Below are 18,132 nucleotides of genomic sequence, written 5' to 3' on the forward strand. Positions count from 1 at the left end.
AACATCGACTTGGTGGCGCTCAACCCCGAGCGCGACACCACCCTGCGTGCAGGCGCCGTGCCGGCCACCGTCAAACAGCCATTGGCTGCGTGAACGAGGCGACAACTACCTTGACGCGCACCGCCGAAACCAGGGCTCCGAGAGAGCCTGTCTTATCACCCAGGCGGCTTATCCAAGACAAAATGTTGCTCATGGTTTTGTACTCAGCGCTTGACGCTGGACGGATAGCCCGCGTCTTCGGTCGCCTTGGTCAGCTTCTGCACGCTGGTCTTGGCATCGTCGAAGGTCACGACCGCTTCGCGTTTCTCGAAGCTCACGTCCACCTGGCTGACGCCTTCGACCTTGGAAAGCGCCTTCTTGACCGTGATTGGGCAGGCGGCGCAGGTCATGCCGGGCACGGACAGAGTGACCGTCTGCGTCGCGGCCCACACGGGGGCAACAACGGCGGCGAGAACGACAGAGGCAAGCAACTTTTTAGCTTGCGCCCAAACAGGCGTTTTCATGGTGAACTCCTCATCAATAGAACAATGGCAACACGTAGGGGAAACCGAGCGCGACCAGCACGAGGGCGGCCACGATCCAGAACATCAGCTTGTAGGTGGTGCGAACCTGCGCAATCGCGCACACCTCGCCCGGCTTGCAGGCGGTCATTGGCCGGAAGATGCGCCGCCAGGCGAAGAACATGGCCACCAGCGCTGTGCCGATGAAGAGCGGGCGATACGGCTCCAGTGCCGTCAGGTTGCCGATCCATGCGCCTGAGAAGCCCAGCCCGACCAGGACCAGCGGCCCCAGGCAACAGGTGGAAGCCAAGATGGCGGCCAGTCCCCCGGCGGCGAGCGCGCAGCGCCCGCGTCGCGTCTCCGACATGAGGTTCTCCTTTCGAGATTTCGCTGGACACGGTAACGTTACTTCCGTAGTCATGTACGGAGTCAAGCGGAATGGAAAAAAAACCGGAGAGCCTGACCATCGGGGCCTTCGCCAAGGTCGCCGGGGTCAATGTCGAGACGATCCGCTTCTATCAGCGCAAGGGCTTGCTGGTCGAACCGGACCGGCCTTACGGCAGCATTCGCCGCTACGGCGGGGCCGACGTGGCGCGGGTGAAATTCGTGAAATCAGCCCAGCGCTTGGGCTTCAGCCTGGACGAGATCGGCGAGCTGCTGAGGTTGGAGGATGGCACCCATTGCAGCGAGGCGGCCCAACTGGCCGCTCTGCGGCTGGCCGACGTGCGTAGCCGCCTAGCCGACCTCACGCGGATGGAGGCGGCACTGTCAAAGCTGGTAAGCGAGTGCTGCGCTCATGATGGCCGCGTCTCCTGCCCGCTCATCGATGCCTTGCATAGCGGCTGAACGTCGAAACGGTGGCTGCTGGCACGACCAGATCATGAGTAGGCATGGACATCAGGGCAGTGCAGCCGACGCCTGATATCCCGTGCAATTGCCTTCTGAAAACGACAGCTGACCTTGCCAAAAAACATGCTATAGTGTCGAGCTTCTTAGGCGCGTAGCTCAGCTGGTTAGAGCACCACCTTGACATGGTGGGGGTCGTTGGTTCGAGTCCAATCGCGCCTACCAGATACAGAACCCGGTCAGTCGTTGAGATTCAACGGCTTTCCGGGTTTTTCGTTTTTCGCCACAACTGCTCGGGGAACTTCCAGGCCAATATCGGCTGTGCCTCCTGCGTGCGAGCGCGCCAGCTTGTCACGCTCGCTACCGCCGTCCGCGCCGGGGATCCAGCGAGCATAGGTGTCCAGCAGCATTCTTCAGGCTGTGACCCGTCTGGGAAGCGATGTATGCCGGGTTGCCGCCTGCCATGAGGGCAGTAGTGCAGTCGGTGTGGCCGGTGGCGTAGGTTCGGCCCGTGGCCGGGCAGGTACTCATGGACCCGGCGACCGTGCAGCTGATTGAACGAGACAATGCGCTGCCGGAGCTGGCCGTGCTTGGCGCTTATCGGGTTCGCGGACGCGAGATCTTCGTCAAGCTGGCCTACCGTTGGACAGGCAAGGCATGGGATGGGTGGTCGGCGTTTGCGCCAGACGCGAAGCATTGGGCCGGTTATGTCTCAGAGGGCGTGCCCATCTGGCGCAGAAGGTAAAAAACCCAGCGCGTCCGCACGCCTGGGTTCGTGGCCGGGTCTGGTTCGTTTGCGGAAACATCGCCCCCGACCGGCTTGCGCAGTATAGCGTGACTGCGACTACACAAGTCATGGCTTCAGAGATGAAGGGAGCCCCGGGACGGCCGTCCTTCTGCCTGGCATCTCGAATGCACCTCCACCGCATGTATGCCAGATCGCAAGCGCAAGGACAGCCTTCGCGGCAGACAGCGACGACTACCTGTACAACAAGCGGGACGAACTCTTGCGGAGGACAGCTTGGGTTCGGTGGGTGGAGATGTGATGAGCGCCGGCGGTAACCCTCACCCCAAGACGTCACTCGAATGACGTTAATCCGCCCGCATAAAGACGCCTTGTTACACGGCCTCAGTGTAGCGGGTCTCCTGCTTGGCAGCCAAGCCAAGGCTCCCATCGCCAGGCGTGAACCCGTTCCCGCTGCCTCAGCCTGAGCGCATCGCCACCATGCGCGCATGCAACCTCAGGTCCTCTCGATCACGTTTGCCGCCCGGGCCCAGCCCGATGCGCCGCGCCGGTTCTCCGGCGTGGCTTACTCCGGCGGGGTGATCCCGTAAGCTCCCCCCAAACGTAGACAGCTGAAACTGGAGAATGCGTCCTCGACAAGAAAGACTGGGAGCGGTGGGTGAGGGAAGTCAGCGCAGCAGCCGGCCGATGAGGGCCGCCGCAACGCCAAAGACCAGCGCTGCGCCCACCAGCAAGACAGGAACGGCCAGCAGCCACCCGGCCAGCCAACCCAGCGACGGGAACCACAGGGCCAGCACCAAACCCGCGCCAAACATCAGAGCCAGCGCTGGGCTCAGGGCCAGCAAGGGATCGAAGCGTTTGGGATGACCGAGCATGCTAAAACGGTAGCAAGGCTGAAGATCCAGATCAAGCTCGACAGCGCGGGCCGCATCGGCGCGCTTTGCCGACCTCGGCCGCATCAGCGGGGAGCTCAGGAGCCGCCTGGCCCAAGTCGGCGAGCAGATTGCCACCGCTTGCTGGATGCGATCGTGTCCCGCCGCGTGGTGTAGGTCCACAGCCCGGAAGGGCCGAGACGCACACGGGTCTCAGCGCTGCACAGCAGACAGCCGAGGCTGAGCAGTATCTTTGTAGCCAGTGTGCGCGGGGGAAGCCCATGTAGGCCAGCACTTCGTGCTCGGCGCTGGCCATGAGCGCGCCGATCTTGGGGAACTTGCCGCGCACTGAAGGACGTACACCACTTCCTGGGACGCCAGCCCGATCGCGCCTACCAGACACACGAGGTCCCGTTGGGTGATTCCGCGGGGCTTTGCTATTCGTCACGGGTGCGCCGTGGGGCGTGGCGAGTTGCGCACACACTCGTGCATACCGTGGGGAAACCCCCCTGCGGGCAGCGCCGGCCAGCCCCCTAGAATGATCTTTTACAGTGCACCGTCGTGCACCTGCCCGGTTGTTGGAGAACCCCATGGCACAGGCCAAACGTGGCGCCGCGTCTGCTGCGGGCGCTGGCGCCGCCCCGCAGTTGCGCACCCTCAAGAAGTATCCGAACCGCCGCCTGTACGACACGGCCACGAGCAGCTACATCACGCTGGCCGACGTGAAGAAGATGGTGCTGGCCGGCGAGGATTTCGTCGTGCGCGACGCCAAGACCAACGAGGACCTCACCCGCAGCATCCTGCTGCAGATCATCCTCGAGGAGGAAAGCGGCGGGGTGCCCATGTTCTCGACCCACATGCTGGCCGACATCATCCGCTTCTACGGCAACGCGATGCAAGGGCTGATGGGAGCCTACCTGGAGAAGAACATCCAGGCCTTCGTCGAGATGCAAAAACGCTTTGCCGAACAGTCACGCGGCATGGTCGAGGGCAAGGGCTTCTCGCCGGAGATGTGGACCCAGTTCATGAGCGTGCAGGCCCCCATGATGCAGGGGCTGATGAGCAACTACCTCGAGCAGTCGAAGAACATCTTCGTGCAGATGCAAGAGCAGATGCAGAAACAGGCCGAGACGCTGATGCCGCCGGGCTTTCCCGGCTTTGGGCCGCCCAAGCGCTGAACCCCGGGCGCGGCCGGGGCGGATCGGCGAAAATCCGTTCATGACGCAAGAATCCCTCGTGGTGGACGCCGCCGCCTCCCCCCCCAAGATCGGTTTCGTCAGCCTGGGCTGCCCCAAGGCGCTGACGGATTCCGAGCTCATCCTCACCCAACTGCGCGCCGAAGGCTACGAAACCTCCAAGACCTTCCAAGGCGCCGATCTGGTGATCGTCAACACCTGCGGCTTCATCGACGACGCCGTGAAGGAAAGCCTCGACACCATCGGCGAGGCCCTGGCCGAGAACGGCAAAGTCATCGTCACCGGCTGCCTGGGCGCCCGCGCAGGGGAGGGGGGCGGCAACCTGGTGAAAGAGGTGCATCCGAAGGTGCTGGCCGTCACCGGCCCGCATGCCACGCAGGAGGTGATGGATGCCGTGCACCAACACGTGCCCAAGCCCCACGATCCTTTCGTCGACCTGGTGCCGCCCACCGGCATCAAGCTCACGCCCAGGCACTACGCCTACCTGAAGATCAGCGAGGGCTGCAACCACCGCTGCACCTTCTGCATCATCCCCAGCATGCGCGGTGATCTGGTCTCGCGGCCCATCGGCGATGTGCTGGGCGAGGCCCGCCGCTTGTTCGAAGCGGGCGTGAAAGAGCTGCTGGTGATCAGCCAGGACACCAGCGCCTATGGCGTGGACGTGAAGTACCGCACCGGCTTCTGGGACGGCAAACCCGTGCGCACGCGCATGCTCGAACTTGTCCAGGCCCTGGGCGACTTGGCCGCCGCGCACGGCGCCTGGGTGCGGCTGCACTATGTCTATCCCTATCCGCACGTCGACGAGATCGTGCCCCTGATGGCCGAGGGTCGCATCCTGCCGTATCTGGACGTTCCCTTCCAGCATGCGCACCCTGACGTGCTCAAGCGCATGAAGCGCCCGGCCAGCGGCGAGAAAAACCTCGAGCGCATCCGGCGCTGGCGCGAGATCTGTCCCGAGATCGTGATCCGTTCGACCTTCATCGCCGGCTTTCCTGGCGAGACCGAGGCCGAGTTCGAGACCCTGCTCGACTTCATCCGCGAAGCGCAGATCGACCGCGCGGGCTGCTTTGCCTATTCCCCGGTGGAAGGCGCCGCGGCCAACGAGTTGCCCGGAGCGTTGCCGCAGGCCGTGCGCGAGGAACGGCGCGCCCACTTCATGGCCGTGGCCGAAGCCGTGTCCACTGCCAAGCTGCAGCAGCGCGTGGGCGCCACGATGCAGGTGCTGGTGGATGCCGCGCCCGCCATGGGCCGCAAGGGCGGCATCGGCCGCAGCTATGCCGACGCCCCCGAGATCGACGGCACGGTGCGCCTGCTGCCGCCCGAGAAGGCCTCGCGCACGCTCAAGGTGGGTGAGTTCACCCGGGCCCGCATCGTCGGCACGCAGGGCCACGACCTGATCGGACTGCCGGTCTGACCTGCGGCTTGGGGTATGGTCACGGGCATGAAGATCCTGCTGCTGACCCACCCGCTGCCTGCCGACCCCTATCTCGACGCCTTGCGCCGCCGTCGCCCGACCGACGAGCTCGTGGTCTGGTCGCGCGATCTGCCCGTGGCCCGCTGGGCCGACGCCGAGGTGGTGCTCGGCTGGCGGTTCCCAGCTGGTGTGGCCAACGCGCTGCCACGCCTGCGCTGGGTCTGTTCGGTGGCCGCTGGCGTGGAAAAACTGCTGGTGAGCGAGCTGCCGGCGGCCGTGCCGGTCTCGCGCATCGTCGACCCGGATCAGGCGCTGGGCATCGCCCAATATGTCACGGCCATGGCTCTGCGCTTCGCGCGCGAGCTGCCGCGTTATGACGTGCAGCAACGCGAGCGCCTCTGGAAGCGCCACCCGATGGCCGCGGCCCACCACCGCGTGTGCGTGCTGGGGCAGGGCGCCACGGGGCAGGAGATCTCGCGCATGCTGGCCGCCTGCGGCTTCGACGTGCAGGGCTGGCGGCGAAGCCAGGGCCGATCGCTGCACGAAGCCCTGCGCGAGGCGCAGATCGTCGTGTGTGCCCTGCCGCTCACGCCCGAGACCACCGGCCTGATCGACCGCGAGGCGCTGGCGTCGATGCCACGCGGGGGCGCACTGATCAACATCGCCCGGGGCGCGCACGTGGTCGAGGACGATCTCGTGGCGGCGTTGCGCAGCGGGCACCTGGCCTTCGCCGCGCTGGACGTGCAGGTGAACGAACCGCTGCCGCCCGAATCGCCCCTGTGGGACGCGCCGAACCTCGTGATCACGCCGCACATCGCGGCGCAGTCCTCGGTGGCGACCATCATCGCCCAGTTCGTCGAAGGCTTGGAGGCTCTGGAGGCCGGCCGGCCCTTGCCTCGCCCCGTGGATCGCCAACTCGGTTACTGACACCCCCACCCATGACCTCCCGCCCGCCCCGCCTGAGCACGCAGCTCATCCACCATCCCTACCGGCCGCCATCGGAGTTCGATGCGACGGTGCCGGGCGTGTACAAGGCCTCGTCGGTGTTCTTCCCCAACGTGGCAGCCCTGCGCCAGCGGCGCTGGGACGACAAGAGCGCCTACACCTACGGCCTGCACGGCACGCCCACCACCTTCATGCTGGAGGAGCGCCTGGCCACGCTCGAAGGTGCCCGCCACGTGCTGCTGGCGCCCAGCGGCCTGTCGGCCATCACCACGGTGGATATCGCGCTGCTGCGCCAGGGGGACAGGGTGGTGCTGCCCGACAACGTTTACGGGCCCAGCCTGAACTTCGTCGAGCACGAGCTCGCCCACTGGGGCATCGAGCACCGGCTCTACGACCCGATGGACGCGGCCTCGCTCGCCGCCGCACTGTCGCCCGAGGTGAAGCTGGTGTGGTTGGAGGCGCCCGGATCGGTGACGCTGGAGTTCCCCGACCTGCGCACCCTGGTGCGCACGGTGCGCGAGAAGGCGCCGCAGGCCGTGGTGGCGCTGGACAACACCTGGGGCGCGGGCCTGGCCTTTGCGCCCTTCGATCTGGGCGAGGGCCTGGGCGTGGACCTCACGGTGCATGCCTTGACCAAATACCCCTCGGGCGGCGGCGATGTGCTGATGGGCTCGATTGCCTGCCGCGACCCCGCGTTGTACCAGACCCTGGCCTGGGCCCACAGCCGCCTGGGTCTGGGCGTGGGCCTGAATGATGTGGAAGCCGTGCTGCGTTCGCTGCCTTCGCTGGAGCTGCGCTATCACGCCCAGGACCGTGCGGCACGGCGCATTGCGCAGTGGTGCAGCGCTCAGCCCGAGTTCGTGCGTGTGCTGCACCCGGCCACGCCGGGCTCGCCGGGCCATGAGCATTGGCAGTCGTTGTGTTCGGCTGCGGCCGGGCTGCTGACGGTGGAGCTGGACCCGCGCTTCACGCCGGCGCAGGGGGATGCTTTCGTGGATGCGCTGAGGGTGTTTCGCATCGCCTGGTCGTGGGGCGGGCCGGTGAGTCTGGCGGTGCCCTATCACGCCTCGCGCATGCGGCGCCTGCCCACGCCCTACCAGGGCACGCTGGTGCGCCTGTGCATCGGCCTGGAAGCCGTGGACGACCTGATCGCCGACCTGGCGCAGGCGAAGGACTCAGTCCTTCGGGCCGGATGAGACCTTGTGCCGCATCAGGCGGCCTTTCTCTCTTTCCCAATCGCGCTTCTTCTCGGTTTCGCGCTTGTCATGCAACTGCTTGCCCTTGGCCAGCGCGATCTCGGCCTTCACCAGGCCGCCCTTGTAGTGCAGGTTGAGCGGCACCAGGGTGTAGCCCTTTTGCTCGACTTTCCCGATGAGCCGCCGGATCTGGTCCTTGTGCATCAGCAGCTTCTTGGTGCGGTCGGCCTCGGGGCGCACGTGGGTGGAGGCGGTGCGCAGGGCGTTGATACGGCAGCCGATCAGGTAGAGCTCGCCGTCCTTGATGACGACGTAGCCGTCAGTGAGCTGCACCTGGCCGGCACGGATGGCCTTGACCTCCCAGCCGGACAGCACGATGCCCGCCTCGAATCGTTCTTCGATGAGGTAGTTGAAGTGGGCCTTGCGGTTTTCGGCGATGGTCATGACAGCGAAGGTGGGGGCACGGGGTCTCACTACAATCCCGGCATTGTATGAAGCACGTCAAGAAGTCCGTCCTGCTGTGGTACTCGCCGCGCGAGATGTACGACCTCGTCACCGGCGTGGCGCAGTATCCGGCCTTTCTGCCCTGGTGCGAGAAGGCGGAGATCCTGTCCGAGACCGAGCACGAAATGACGGCACGCCTGACGCTGCGTTACGCCGGCCTGCATCACGCCTTCACCACGCGCAACACCCATCAGGCGCCCGAGCTGGTGGTGGTCGAACTCGTGGACGGGCCCTTTTCGGAGTTGGCCGGCGAATGGCGCTTCCTGCCCCTGGGCAGTGGCCCATCCGGGCCTGCGGCCTGCAAGGTCGAGCTCGATCTGCGCTACGCCTTTGCCAGCACGGCGCTGCAGGCTCTGGTGAGCCCGGTGTTCGACCGCATCGCCAACACCCTCGTCGACTCTTTCGTGCGGCGGGCCGAGCAGGTTTACGGAGCGCGCTGAGGTGAGGGTCGAGGTGGTCTATGCCCGTGCCCCCCACGCCGTGGAACGGGTGATGCTCGACCTGCCCGAAGGCGCCACCGTGCGCCAGGCCTTGCAGGCCAGCGGCCTGCTGGAGCGCCATGACGGGCTGCTCGATCCCGTCCGACACCGCGTCGGGGTGTGGGGGCGCCTGGTCGGGCTGGACGATGCCCTGCGCGAGCGTGACCGGGTCGAGGTCTACCGCCCGCTCACGGTCGATCCGAAGGAAGCCCGGCGGCTGCGCTACCGCAAGCAGGCCCCCAAGCTTCGGAACGCCAAAGGCCGCCGCTCAACGCCGGCCTGATCAGTCGCAGTTGGCGGCGATGATCTCGCGGGTACGGGCCGCTTCCGCGGCACGGGCCTCATCCCCGAGAAACTCCCGCTCGCCTTTGGCATTGGTGCGCGCGATACGCACCCCGCTGTCGAGCGTCTGCATGTAGCTGCGAGCCCGGGTGCAGTTCTCGGCGCGCACCTGGGCCATGCGCTCCTTCTCGGCGCGTGCCTTGGCCTCGCGGTCCTGTTCTTCCTGCCGACGACGGGCCTCGAGGTCCTTGTCCACGCCGGTGGGGGATGCGGCCGGCGCTAGCGCGGCGGCGGCCTCTGCCGGCGGGGGCGCGATGCTGCGGGCATTCGAAGGGCGCTGCAGGATGTCGCGCTCCGGCACCGAGGCGGGCGGGGGACGGTCGCTGTACTGCACCTTGCCGGCGCTGTCCTTCCACTTCCACTGCGCCGCCGCCGGCAAGGCCGACGCCAGCCCCAGGGCCAGCGCAAGCCCGGCCCGCAGCACGAAAGACGTGGAATTTTTCATGTGGGCAAGTGTAGCCCTGGGCCGCGCCGCCGCCGCATGCCGGCGGCGCACACGGGCCGCGGTTCGTGACGGATCGCACATCCTGCGGCCGGCACGGTGGGGCCCTCCCACACGGCAAGGGGGAAAAGGGGGTTCCGTATAATCATGTTTTGCGTCTGGAGTTTTCCTCATGCGCCTCCTCGGTAAAGCGCTCACCTTCGACGATGTGTTGTTGGTGCCGGCGTTCTCCCAAGTCCTCCCGCGCGACACCTCACTCGCGACCCGTCTGACCCGCAACGTCACCCTGAACCTGCCGCTGGTGTCCGCTGCCATGGACACCGTCACCGAGTCGCGGCTGGCGATCGCCATCGCCCAGGAAGGCGGCTGCGGCATCATCCACAAGAACCTTTCGCCGCGCGAGCAGGCTGCCGAGGTGGCGAAGGTCAAGCGCTATGAATCGGGCGTGCTGCGCGATCCGATCACCATTTCGCCCGACACCACGGTGCGCCAGGTCAAGGCCCTGTCCGACCAGCACGGCGTCTCGGGCTTCCCGGTGCTCGAGGGCAAGACCGTGGTGGGCATCGTCACCGGGCGCGACCTGCGCTTCGAGACTCGCATGGATGCGCCGGTGCGCGAGATCATGACGCCGCGCGAGCGGCTCGTCACGGTGAAGGAGGGCGCTTCGCTCGAAGAAGGCAAGGCCCTCATGCACAAGCACAAGCTCGAACGCGTGCTGGTGGTGAACGACGCCTTCGAGCTGCGCGGCCTGATGACGGTGAAGGACATCACCAAGCAGACCAATTTCCCCAACGCCGCGCGCGATTCCCAAGGCAAGCTGCGCGTGGGCGCAGCCGTGGGCGTGGGCGAAGGCACGGAAGAGCGCGTGGAACTGCTGGTCAAGGCCGGTGTGGACGTCATCGTGGTGGACACGGCCCATGGCCACAGCGCCGGCGTCATCGAGCGCGTGCGCTGGGTCAAGAAGAACTTCCCCGGCGTGGACGTGATCGGCGGCAACATCGCCACCGGCGCGGCCGCCCTGGCCCTGGTGGAAGCCGGGGCGGATGCGGTGAAGGTCGGCATCGGCCCCGGCTCGATCTGCACCACCCGCATCGTGGCCGGCGTGGGCGTGCCGCAAATCACCGCGATCGACAACGTGGCCAGTGCTCTGCACGGCTCGGGCGTGCCGCTCATTGCCGACGGGGGGATCCGTTACTCGGGCGACATCGCCAAGGCCATCGCCGCGGGTGCCAGCACCGTGATGATGGGGGGCATGTTCGCGGGCACGGAAGAGGCGCCCGGTGAGGTCATCCTCTACCAAGGCCGCAGCTACAAGAGCTACCGCGGCATGGGCTCGATCGGCGCGATGAAGGCCGGCTCGGCCGACCGCTACTTCCAGGAAAACGACGAGACCACCAACCCCAACGCCGACAAGCTCGTGCCCGAGGGCATCGAGGGGCGCGTGCCCTACAAGGGCTCGGTGGTGGCCATCCTGTACCAGATGGCCGGCGGCTTGCGCGCGGCGATGGGCTACTGCGGTTGCGCCACCATCGAGGAGATGCGCAGCAAGGCCGAGTTCGTCGAGATCACCGCGGCCGGCATCCGCGAAAGCCATGTCCACGACGTGCAGATCACCAAGGAAGCCCCGAACTACCGGGTCGAGTGATCGGCGCCACAAACTCACACAGGCAGCACCGGGTGCTGCCTTTTTTCCTTTTCAGTACAGGCCCGAACCGTGCAGCACGACAAGATCCTCATCCTCGATTTCGGCTCTCAGGTCACCCAACTGATCGCCCGGCGCGTGCGCGAAGCTCACGTCTACTGCGAAATCCACCCCAACGACGTCTCGGATGACTTCATCCGCCGCTTCGCGCCCAAGGGCATCATCCTGTCGGGCAGCCACGCCAGCACCTACGAAGACCATGAGCTGCGCGCCCCGCAGGCGGTGTGGGACCTGGGCGTGCCGGTGCTGGGTATCTGCTACGGCATGCAGACCATGGCGGTGCAACTGGGCGGCAAGGTCGAGTGGAGCGACCAGCGCGAGTTTGGCTATGCCGAAGTGCGCGCGCGGGGCCACACCCGGCTGCTCAACGGCATCGAGGACTTCCGCACCGCCGACGGCTACGGCATGCTGCAGGTGTGGATGAGCCACGGCGACAAGGTCACCGAGCTGCCCCCGGGCTTCAAGCTGATGGCCTCCACCCCCAGTTGCCCCATCGCGGCAATGGCCGACGAGACGCGGGGCTACTACGGGGTGCAGTTCCATCCCGAGGTCACGCACACCGTGCAGGGCAAGGCCATCCTGACCCGTTTCGTGCGCGACATCTGCGGCGCCCGGGCCGACTGGATCATGGGCGACTACATCGAGGAGGCCGTGGCACGCATCCGCGAGCAGGTGGGCGACGAGGAGGTCATCCTCGGCCTGTCGGGCGGGGTCGATTCCAGCGTGGCTGCCGCGCTCATCCACCGTGCCATTGGCGACCAGCTCACCTGCGTGTTCGTCGACCACGGCCTGCTGCGCCTGAACGAAGGCGATATGGTGATGGACATGTTCGCGGGCAAGCTGCACGCCCGCGTGGTGCGCGTCGATGCGAGTGAGCTGTTCCTGGGCAAGCTGGCGGGCGTCAGTGACCCCGAGGCCAAGCGCAAGATCATCGGCGGCCTGTTCGTCGATGTGTTCAAGGCCGAGGCCGCGAAGATCAAGGAAACCCACGCCCGCCACGTGGCCTGGCTCGCGCAAGGCACCATCTACCCCGACGTGATCGAATCCGGTGGCGCCAAGACCAAGAAAGCCGTCACCATCAAGAGCCACCACAACGTGGGCGGCCTGCCCGAGCAACTGGGCTTGAAGCTCTTGGAGCCGCTGCGCGAACTCTTCAAGGACGAGGTGCGTGAACTGGGCGTGGCCCTGGGCCTGCCGCCCGAGATGGTTTACCGCCACCCCTTCCCGGGCCCCGGCCTGGGCGTGCGCATCTTGGGAGAGGTGAAGAAGGACTACGCCGACTTGCTGCGCCGGGCCGACGCCATCTTCATCGAGGAGCTGCGCAACACCAAAGATGAGGCCACCGGCAAGAGCTGGTACGAGCTCACCAGCCAGGCTTTTGCCGTCTTCCTGCCGGTCAAGAGCGTGGGCGTGATGGGCGACGGCCGCACCTACGACTACGTGGTGGCCCTGCGCGCGGTGCAGACCAGCGACTTCATGACGGCCGACTGGGCCGAATTGCCCTACAGCCTGCTCAAGCGCGTGTCGGGCCGCATCATCAACGAGGTGCGTGGCATCAACCGCGTGACCTACGACGTGAGCTCGAAGCCTCCGGCGACGATCGAGTGGGAGTGAAGTGGGCGGCCGCCTGTCGACGACGAAGAATTTGGCCCTGATCTGATCTGGCATGCGGCCCTGGGGCTGCAGCGTATCGGGTGTTTGTCCCGCCCGATGGGGAACCTGTGAGCTGGGTGGTGACACTAAGGCTCCTCAAGGAGAACCCTATGACCGCTGACGAAACCCGGGCGATCGTGACGATCAGCTTATTGGCAGCGTTTGCCGATGGCAGCAAGCACGAGCGCGAGCGCGCCGAGATCCGGCGCATTGCCGAGGGACTGGCGGGCGACGATGGCCTGCACGTGCCCACGCTCGTGCAGGACGTGCTGATGAAGCGCGTGTCATTGGCCTCGGCGGCTGCGTCCTTGTCCAGCGCTGAATCGAGGCAGCTCGCTTACGAGATGGCCGTGGGCGTGTGCGACGCCGACGGGGCCCAGTCGAGCGTGGAGCAGGCCTTCCTGGCCGATCTGGCCCGGGCTCTGGGCCTGGAGGCGGGCGTGGCCGCCACCATTTCACAGCAGGCCGAAGCCTTGGCGACCGTGCCGATGAGCGCACCCGCGCCTGCGCCGGCGCCGGCTGGCGCGGCAGCAACGGCCCGACCGTCCGTGAACGAGGCCGAACTCGACGCGGCCATCCTGAACGCGGCCATCCTCAATGGCGCGCTGGAATTGCTGCCGGAGTCGATCTCGACCTTGGCCATCATCCCGCTGCAGATGAAGCTCGTGTACCGCATCGGCAAGGCCTATGGCTACGAGCTGGATCGTGGGCATGTCAAGGACTTCCTGGCCACCGCCGGCGTGGGCCTGACCTCGCAGTACCTTGAGCAGGCCGGGCGCAAGCTGATCGGCGGCCTGCTGGGCTCGGTGGGCGGCGGGCTGCTGCGCGGCCTGGGCAAGCAGGCGGTCAGCTCGGGCATGAGCTTCGCGGCGACCTATGCGCTGGGCCATGTGGCCAAGCGCTACTACGCCGGCGGGCGGGCGCTGTCCGCACAGATGCTCAAGGACGCCTATGCTGGGATGACGCGCGAGGCCCAGGGTCTGCAGGCGCGTTACCTGCCGCAAATGCAGGAACGGGCACGCACGCTGGACGCCGCGCAGGTGATGAATCTCGTCCGCCAGGGTTGAGCATGGCGGGCACGCCGTCCCCGCCTTCGCCTCGGGGCGGCGACAATTTGTTCTTTGCCCTGCTGCCGGACGAGCAGGCGCAGGTTGGGATCCAGGCCGTGGTTGACCATCTGATGCGTCGGGGGGTGTTCCACCGCCGCCCGGTGCCGAGGCACTGCTGGCACATCACGCTGCTTTACATCGGTCGCTTCGATGGGCTGCCGGCCGAAGTGATCGAGGCGGCCGGCGTCGCGGCCCAGCGTGTCGTGATGGAGCCTTTGCGCATTTGCCTGGACCGGCTGTTGAGCTTCGACGGCCGGCCCGGCTATCACCCCCTGGTGCTGTGCCCGAGCCGGGACAATGCACCGCTGCGGCGTCTGCACGTGGCGCTGGCCGGGCATGGACGGCGGCTGGGGTTGGTGCGCCATCCCGGGTCTTTCACGCCCCACCTCACGCTCGGCCGCGAACCGGTGCATCTGCTGCCCGAGGACGTGGCGCCCATCTGCTGGCAGGCGCGGGATTTCGTCCTGGTGCACAGCCTGGCCGGGCTGCGCCGTCACGTCGTGCTTGGGCGCTGGGGGGGCTGAGTGCAGTGTCTGAGGCAACGACGGGACCCCTGCCGGGGTGAGCCCTGCGCCGGATCGTGCTAGAAACAGGGCTTTGCAAGAATCCGTCCCGTCGATGCGTGTCCTTTTCAGTCTCGCCGCCGTGCTGGCCGTTCTGGCCCTCGTGGCCGTGTTGGCGAAGAAATCGCTGACCCAGGTGGCGCTGCCTGCCTCGCCCGCCGCCGAGACGCCTGCGTCCGCGGCCCCCCGGGGCACCCCGTCGCAGCAGCTCCAGCAGTTCCGCCAGGGGCTGGATCAGGCCCTGCAGCAGCCCGCGCGCAAGGTGGATGAATGAGCGAGGAGCAGCGTCTGCAGGACGAGTACGCGATGCGCATCGCGCTGGACCAGGCCCACAATGCCTGGCTGGTGGGCGAAGTCCCGGTGGGTGCGGTGGTGATGCGTGAAGGCAAGGTGATCGCCACCGGCTACAACCGGCCCATCACCGAACACGATCCCACGGCGCACGCCGAGATCGTCGCGCTGCGCCATGCGGCCCAGTTGCTCGGCAACTACCGCCTGCCCGAGTGCGAGCTCTACGTCACCCTCGAACCCTGCGCGATGTGTGCGATGGCCCTGATGCATGCACGCCTCAAGCGCGTGGTCTTCGGTGCTGCCGACCCCAAGACCGGCGCGGCCGGCTCGGTGGTGGACCTCTTCGCCGAGGGCCGGCTGAATCATCACACCCAGGTTCAGGGCGGTGTACTGGCGCCGGCCTGTGGGCAGGTGCTGCGAGACTTCTTTGCCGAACGTCGTGCCGCCTACCGGCTGCGGCGCCAGCCCGAGTCATCGCAGCCTGGTCAGGATGAGCCTGCCACGGACGACGCCCCCATTCCGACCGGCGAGGTCAGCGAGTTTCCCGATCTGGAGCCCCCCCGTTGAAGTTTCATGAACACGCCCACGCCGCCCCGGCGCCCCGCAGCCTGGTGCTTTTCTCGCCCTCCGGTGTGGTGGCGCACCGTGCGGTCGCCCGCCGGGCGATGGCACGGCTGCGCCGGCTCGGTTTCGAAGTGAGCCTGGACGAGGACGCGCTGACGCGCCACCAGCGCTTTGCCGGCGATGACGACACCCGCCTGGCGGCGCTGTACCGCGTGGCCGACGGGGGCAGCGACATCGCGATGGCGCTGCGCGGTGGCTACGGCCTGACCCGGCTGCTGGACCGTCTGGACTACCGCCGCATCGGGCGCAGCGTCGAGCGCGGCACGCGTTGGGTCGGCCACAGCGACTTCACCACCCTGCAACTGGCCCTGCTGGCCCATGGGGTGGAGGGGGTGACCTATGCCGGACCGATGGCCTGCTTCGATTTCGGCGCCGAGGTGGTGGACGAGGTCACGCAGGACTGCTTCCTCGAGGCGATGCGCGGCGAGCTCGAGGCCGTGGGGTTTCGCACCGAGGCCGGTTTCGACGGGCTGGAGGTCAAGGGGCGCCTGTGGGGGGGCAACCTGTGCATGGTGAACGCCTTGCTGGGCACGCCGCACTGGCCCCGGGTCAAGGGTGGCGTCCTCTTCCTGGAGGACGTGAACGAGCATCCCTACCGGATCGAGCGCGACCTGCTGCAACTGCGCCAGGCTGGCGTGCTCGATGCGCAAAAGGCCATCGTCCTGGGGCGTTTCACCGACTTCAAGCCTTCACCGCTGGACCGGGGCTACACGCTGAAGTCGGTGGTGGCGCATGTGCGCGCCCTCACCCGCACGCCGGTGCTCACGGGATTGCCCTTCGGCCATGTGGCGACCAAGGTGACCCTGCCGGTGGGTGCCAAGGTGCAACTGGTGGTGCAGGGGCGAGATGCGCTGATCGCATGGTGAGTTTCTCCCGAGCTGCCCGCGTGGAGGAAGCCTGCGGGCTTCATGCAGAATGCGCCACATGAGATGCGTGTGGGGTCTGCTGCTGTGGTGCGTGGCGCTGCCGGTGTGGGCGGCACACGGATACGCATTGTGGGGCGACCTGAAGTACCCGGCGGGTTTTGCCCATTTCGACTACGTCAATCCCGAGGCCCCCAAGGGCGGTGAGCTGCGCCTGGTGAGCAACCTGCGCGTGTCCACCTTCGACAAGTACAACCCCTTCACCTTGCGAGGCAATGCGCCGGCCTACCTGTCGACCTTGATGTTCGAGTCGCTGCTGATCGGCTCGCTCGACGAGACGGCCAGCGGCTATGGTCTGCTGGCTGAAAGCGTGGACGTGGCCCCCGACGGCCTGAGCGCGACGTTCCGGCTGCGGCGCGAAGCCCGTTTTCACAATGGCTCGCCCGTGCTCGCCAAGGACGTCAAGCACAGCTACGACATCTTGATGGGGCCCCATACCTCGCCGGCTTACAAGACGCTGCTGGCCGATGTGGCGGGCCTGGACGTGCTGGACGAGCGCACTGTGCGCTATCGCTTCCTGCGGCCCAATCGCGAACTGCCGCTGACCGTGGGCGGCCTGCCGGTGTTCAGCCACGAATGGGGGCAGGGCAAGCCCTTCGACCAGGTGGTGATGGACACGCCCATCGGCAGCGGGCCCTACCGGATCGGCCCGGTGCGCTTCGGCAAGGACATCACCTATGTGCGCGACCCCGACTACTGGGGGCGCCACCTGAATGTGCGCCGCGGCACGGTCAATTTCGACCGCATCACGGTGAAGATCTACAAGGACAACACCGCCCGGCTGGAGGCGCTCAAGGCCGGCGAGTTCGACATGATGCGCTTCTTCTCGGCGGGCGACTGGACGCGGCGTGTCACCGGCCGGCGCTTCGATTCGGGCGAACTGGTCAAGGGCGAGTTCCGGCACCGCCTGCCTTCGGGCTTCCAGAGCTTCGTGCTCAACACCCGGCGCGACCAGCTCAAGGACATCCGCGTGCGCGAGGCCCTGGGCTTGGCCTTCGACTACGAGTGGATGAACCGGCAGCTCTTCTACAACAGTTACCAACGGGTGACGGGTCTGTTCGGCAACACCGCCTGCCAGGCCCAGAATGAGCCTTCGCCCGAGGAGCTGGCCCTGCTCGAACCCTGGCGCGGCCGGCTGCCCTCCGCCGTGTTCGGCCCCATGTACGTGCCCCCTCGCACCGATGGCGACCATTCGCTGCGAGGCAATCTGCGTCGCGCCAAGGCCTTGCTGGCCGAGGCGGGCTGGACGGTGCAAGACGGGGTGCTGCGCAATGCGCAGGGGCAAGCCATGGTGCTGGAATATTTGGACAGCAACGAAGCCGGCGCGCGCATTGTCATGCCCTGGGCCCGCAACCTCGAGAAGCTCGGCATCCGGCTGGTCTATCGCGCGGTGGATTTCGCTCTCTTCCAGCAGCGCCTGCGGGAGTTTGACTTCGACATCATGACGATCGCCTTCCAAGGGACGCACAACCCCGGCAGCGAGTACGCCGACCTCTTCGGCAGCCAGGCAGCCCGCACGCCCGATTCGGGCAACTACGCCGGCGTGAGCCATCCGGCCGTTGATGCCCTGATCGAGCGCATGAGTGCGGCGCGCACCCAGGCCGAATTGCTGCCGGCCTGCCGTGCGCTGGACAGGGTGATCGCGCACAGCCATTACCTCATCCCCCAATGGACCGCGCCCACCCACCGCATTGCCTACAACCAATGGCGCCTGGCACGTCCGCAGACGGTGCCTCCTTACATTCAGGGCGAGGATTGGGCCATGTTCACCTGGTGGGCCAAGTAA

22 protein-coding genes and 1 tRNA gene are annotated in these 18,132 nt (G+C 66.8%); 17 read left to right on the top strand and 6 right to left on the bottom strand.

From position 1 onward, the window contains the following. Positions 1 to 203: 203 nt before the first annotated feature. Together merP and merT are read right to left on the bottom strand one after the other, a co-directional pair. Positions 204 to 503, bottom strand: a complete 300-nt coding sequence (gene merP, locus AC1ECW_RS06850) for a mercury resistance system periplasmic binding protein MerP (RefSeq protein ID WP_481201492.1) — start codon at positions 501 to 503, stop codon at positions 204 to 206. Between the two features lie 13 nt (positions 504 to 516). Continuing rightward, entirely contained in the window at positions 517 to 867 is a 351-nt protein-coding gene (gene merT / locus AC1ECW_RS06855) for a mercuric ion transporter MerT (RefSeq protein ID WP_481201493.1), read from the bottom strand. A 71-nt stretch (positions 868 to 938) separates the two neighbouring features. Between merT and merR the strand changes: the two genes are divergently transcribed. Beyond that, entirely contained in the window at positions 939 to 1,346 is a 408-nt protein-coding gene (gene merR / locus AC1ECW_RS06860; RefSeq protein WP_481201494.1) for an Hg(II)-responsive transcriptional regulator, read from the top strand. Positions 1,347 to 1,494: 148 nt separating this feature from the next. Beyond that, a tRNA-Val gene (locus AC1ECW_RS06865) sits at positions 1,495 to 1,571 on the top strand. Positions 1,572 to 1,585: 14 nt separating this feature from the next. Here AC1ECW_RS06865 and AC1ECW_RS06870 read toward each other — a convergent pair. After that, positions 1,586 to 1,756, bottom strand: coding sequence for a hypothetical protein (locus AC1ECW_RS06870; RefSeq protein ID WP_409703282.1), 171 nt, complete (start codon positions 1,754 to 1,756; stop codon positions 1,586 to 1,588). A 119-nt stretch (positions 1,757 to 1,875) separates the two neighbouring features. Here AC1ECW_RS06870 and AC1ECW_RS06875 point away from each other — a divergent pair, with 119 nt between their 5' ends. Continuing rightward, positions 1,876 to 2,091, top strand: coding sequence for a hypothetical protein (locus AC1ECW_RS06875; protein ID WP_409703285.1), 216 nt, complete (start codon positions 1,876 to 1,878; stop codon positions 2,089 to 2,091). A gap of 668 nt (positions 2,092 to 2,759) precedes the next feature. On the opposite strand, the gene AC1ECW_RS06880 is transcribed toward AC1ECW_RS06875, so the two are convergent. Then, positions 2,760 to 2,966 carry a hypothetical protein gene (locus AC1ECW_RS06880; protein WP_409703288.1) on the bottom strand — a complete coding sequence of 69 codons (207 nt, stop codon included), beginning with the start codon at positions 2,964 to 2,966 and terminating at the stop codon, positions 2,760 to 2,762. Positions 2,967 to 3,553: 587 nt separating this feature from the next. Between AC1ECW_RS06880 and phaR the strand changes: the two genes are divergently transcribed. The 4 genes from phaR to AC1ECW_RS06900 are packed head-to-tail and all read left to right on the top strand — an operon-like array spanning position 3,554 to position 7,714. Continuing rightward, entirely contained in the window at positions 3,554 to 4,141 is a 588-nt protein-coding gene (gene phaR / locus AC1ECW_RS06885; RefSeq protein ID WP_409703291.1) for a polyhydroxyalkanoate synthesis repressor PhaR, read from the top strand. Positions 4,142 to 4,181: 40 nt separating this feature from the next. Beyond that, on the top strand, positions 4,182 to 5,573 hold the full coding sequence (gene rimO, locus AC1ECW_RS06890) for a 30S ribosomal protein S12 methylthiotransferase RimO (protein WP_409703294.1): 1,392 nt from the start codon (positions 4,182 to 4,184) through the stop codon (positions 5,571 to 5,573). A gap of 27 nt (positions 5,574 to 5,600) precedes the next feature. Next, a complete protein-coding gene (locus AC1ECW_RS06895) occupies positions 5,601 to 6,500 on the top strand; it encodes an NAD(P)-dependent oxidoreductase (protein WP_409703297.1) in 900 nt (299 codons plus the stop codon). 11 nt (positions 6,501 to 6,511) lie between these two features. Further along, on the top strand, positions 6,512 to 7,714 hold the full coding sequence (locus AC1ECW_RS06900; protein ID WP_409703300.1) for a PLP-dependent transferase: 1,203 nt from the start codon (positions 6,512 to 6,514) through the stop codon (positions 7,712 to 7,714). Here AC1ECW_RS06900 and smpB read toward each other — a convergent pair. Then, positions 7,694 to 8,158, bottom strand: coding sequence for an SsrA-binding protein SmpB (smpB, locus tag AC1ECW_RS06905; RefSeq protein WP_409703304.1), 465 nt, complete (start codon positions 8,156 to 8,158; stop codon positions 7,694 to 7,696). The genes AC1ECW_RS06900 and smpB overlap by 21 nt on opposite strands. Positions 8,159 to 8,205: 47 nt before the next feature. Here smpB and AC1ECW_RS06910 point away from each other — a divergent pair, with 47 nt between their 5' ends. Both AC1ECW_RS06910 and AC1ECW_RS06915 read left to right on the top strand, forming a co-directional pair. Further along, positions 8,206 to 8,658, top strand: coding sequence for a type II toxin-antitoxin system RatA family toxin (locus tag AC1ECW_RS06910; protein WP_409703307.1), 453 nt, complete (start codon positions 8,206 to 8,208; stop codon positions 8,656 to 8,658). A gap of 1 nt (position 8,659) precedes the next feature. After that, positions 8,660 to 8,980 carry an RnfH family protein gene (locus AC1ECW_RS06915; protein ID WP_409703310.1) on the top strand — a complete coding sequence of 107 codons (321 nt, stop codon included), beginning with the start codon at positions 8,660 to 8,662 and terminating at the stop codon, positions 8,978 to 8,980. Here the strand turns inward: AC1ECW_RS06915 and AC1ECW_RS06920 are convergent, their stop codons facing one another. Further along, positions 8,981 to 9,484 (bottom strand): DUF4124 domain-containing protein, encoded by a 504-nt coding sequence (locus AC1ECW_RS06920; protein WP_481201495.1) that lies wholly within the window; start codon positions 9,482 to 9,484, stop codon positions 8,981 to 8,983. Between the two features lie 169 nt (positions 9,485 to 9,653). Here AC1ECW_RS06920 and guaB point away from each other — a divergent pair, with 169 nt between their 5' ends. The 8 genes from guaB to AC1ECW_RS06960 all read left to right on the top strand — a co-directional run bounded on the left by guaB (position 9,654) and on the right by AC1ECW_RS06960 (position 18,132). Further along, a complete protein-coding gene (guaB, locus tag AC1ECW_RS06925; protein ID WP_409703316.1) occupies positions 9,654 to 11,126 on the top strand; it encodes an IMP dehydrogenase in 1,473 nt (490 codons plus the stop codon). A 69-nt stretch (positions 11,127 to 11,195) separates the two neighbouring features. Then, a complete protein-coding gene (gene guaA, locus AC1ECW_RS06930; protein WP_481201496.1) occupies positions 11,196 to 12,797 on the top strand; it encodes a glutamine-hydrolyzing GMP synthase in 1,602 nt (533 codons plus the stop codon). A gap of 149 nt (positions 12,798 to 12,946) precedes the next feature. After that, entirely contained in the window at positions 12,947 to 13,903 is a 957-nt protein-coding gene (locus AC1ECW_RS06935) for a YcjF family protein (RefSeq protein WP_481201497.1), read from the top strand. Between the two features lie 47 nt (positions 13,904 to 13,950). After that, positions 13,951 to 14,469 (top strand): 2'-5' RNA ligase family protein, encoded by a 519-nt coding sequence (locus tag AC1ECW_RS06940; protein ID WP_409703325.1) that lies wholly within the window; start codon positions 13,951 to 13,953, stop codon positions 14,467 to 14,469. Between the two features lie 94 nt (positions 14,470 to 14,563). Beyond that, the gene (locus AC1ECW_RS06945; RefSeq protein ID WP_409703328.1) at positions 14,564 to 14,782 is read left to right on the top strand and encodes a hypothetical protein; all 219 of its coding nucleotides are present in this window, start codon (positions 14,564 to 14,566) and stop codon (positions 14,780 to 14,782) included. After that, complete coding sequence (gene tadA / locus AC1ECW_RS06950) at positions 14,779 to 15,366, top strand: tRNA adenosine(34) deaminase TadA (protein ID WP_409703331.1); 588 nt, start codon at positions 14,779 to 14,781, stop codon at positions 15,364 to 15,366. Before AC1ECW_RS06945 ends, tadA begins: the two co-directional genes overlap by 4 nt. Next, a complete protein-coding gene (locus AC1ECW_RS06955) occupies positions 15,363 to 16,289 on the top strand; it encodes an LD-carboxypeptidase (RefSeq protein WP_409703334.1) in 927 nt (308 codons plus the stop codon). The genes tadA and AC1ECW_RS06955 overlap by 4 nt, the downstream gene beginning before the upstream one ends. A 58-nt stretch (positions 16,290 to 16,347) precedes the next feature. Next, positions 16,348 to 18,132, top strand: coding sequence for an extracellular solute-binding protein (locus tag AC1ECW_RS06960; RefSeq protein WP_409703337.1), 1,785 nt, complete (start codon positions 16,348 to 16,350; stop codon positions 18,130 to 18,132).

The sequence above is a fragment of the Caldimonas hydrothermalis genome, assembly GCF_056746695.1.

What these genes read in the sequence shown, in the direction of transcription:
- merP (WP_481201492.1), bottom strand. Translation starts at nt 503, where the DNA reads ATGAAAACGCCTGTTTGGGCGCAAGCTAAAAAGTTGCTTGCCTCTGTC.
- merT (WP_481201493.1), bottom strand. Translation starts at nt 867, where the DNA reads ATGTCGGAGACGCGACGCGGGCGCTGCGCGCTCGCCGCCGGGGGACTG.
- merR (WP_481201494.1), top strand. Translation starts at nt 939, where the DNA reads ATGGAAAAAAAACCGGAGAGCCTGACCATCGGGGCCTTCGCCAAGGTC.
- AC1ECW_RS06870 (WP_409703282.1), bottom strand. Translation starts at nt 1,756, where the DNA reads ATGCTGCTGGACACCTATGCTCGCTGGATCCCCGGCGCGGACGGCGGT.
- AC1ECW_RS06875 (WP_409703285.1), top strand. Translation starts at nt 1,876, where the DNA reads ATGGACCCGGCGACCGTGCAGCTGATTGAACGAGACAATGCGCTGCCG.
- AC1ECW_RS06880 (WP_409703288.1), bottom strand. Translation starts at nt 2,966, where the DNA reads ATGCTCGGTCATCCCAAACGCTTCGATCCCTTGCTGGCCCTGAGCCCA.
- phaR (WP_409703291.1), top strand. Translation starts at nt 3,554, where the DNA reads ATGGCACAGGCCAAACGTGGCGCCGCGTCTGCTGCGGGCGCTGGCGCC.
- rimO (WP_409703294.1), top strand. Translation starts at nt 4,182, where the DNA reads ATGACGCAAGAATCCCTCGTGGTGGACGCCGCCGCCTCCCCCCCCAAG.
- AC1ECW_RS06895 (WP_409703297.1), top strand. Translation starts at nt 5,601, where the DNA reads ATGAAGATCCTGCTGCTGACCCACCCGCTGCCTGCCGACCCCTATCTC.
- AC1ECW_RS06900 (WP_409703300.1), top strand. Translation starts at nt 6,512, where the DNA reads ATGACCTCCCGCCCGCCCCGCCTGAGCACGCAGCTCATCCACCATCCC.
- smpB (WP_409703304.1), bottom strand. Translation starts at nt 8,158, where the DNA reads ATGACCATCGCCGAAAACCGCAAGGCCCACTTCAACTACCTCATCGAA.
- AC1ECW_RS06910 (WP_409703307.1), top strand. Translation starts at nt 8,206, where the DNA reads ATGAAGCACGTCAAGAAGTCCGTCCTGCTGTGGTACTCGCCGCGCGAG.
- AC1ECW_RS06920 (WP_481201495.1), bottom strand. Translation starts at nt 9,484, where the DNA reads ATGAAAAATTCCACGTCTTTCGTGCTGCGGGCCGGGCTTGCGCTGGCC.
- guaB (WP_409703316.1), top strand. Translation starts at nt 9,654, where the DNA reads ATGCGCCTCCTCGGTAAAGCGCTCACCTTCGACGATGTGTTGTTGGTG.
- AC1ECW_RS06935 (WP_481201497.1), top strand. Translation starts at nt 12,947, where the DNA reads ATGACCGCTGACGAAACCCGGGCGATCGTGACGATCAGCTTATTGGCA.
- AC1ECW_RS06945 (WP_409703328.1), top strand. Translation starts at nt 14,564, where the DNA reads ATGCGTGTCCTTTTCAGTCTCGCCGCCGTGCTGGCCGTTCTGGCCCTC.
- tadA (WP_409703331.1), top strand. Translation starts at nt 14,779, where the DNA reads ATGAGCGAGGAGCAGCGTCTGCAGGACGAGTACGCGATGCGCATCGCG.
- AC1ECW_RS06960 (WP_409703337.1), top strand. Translation starts at nt 16,348, where the DNA reads ATGAGATGCGTGTGGGGTCTGCTGCTGTGGTGCGTGGCGCTGCCGGTG.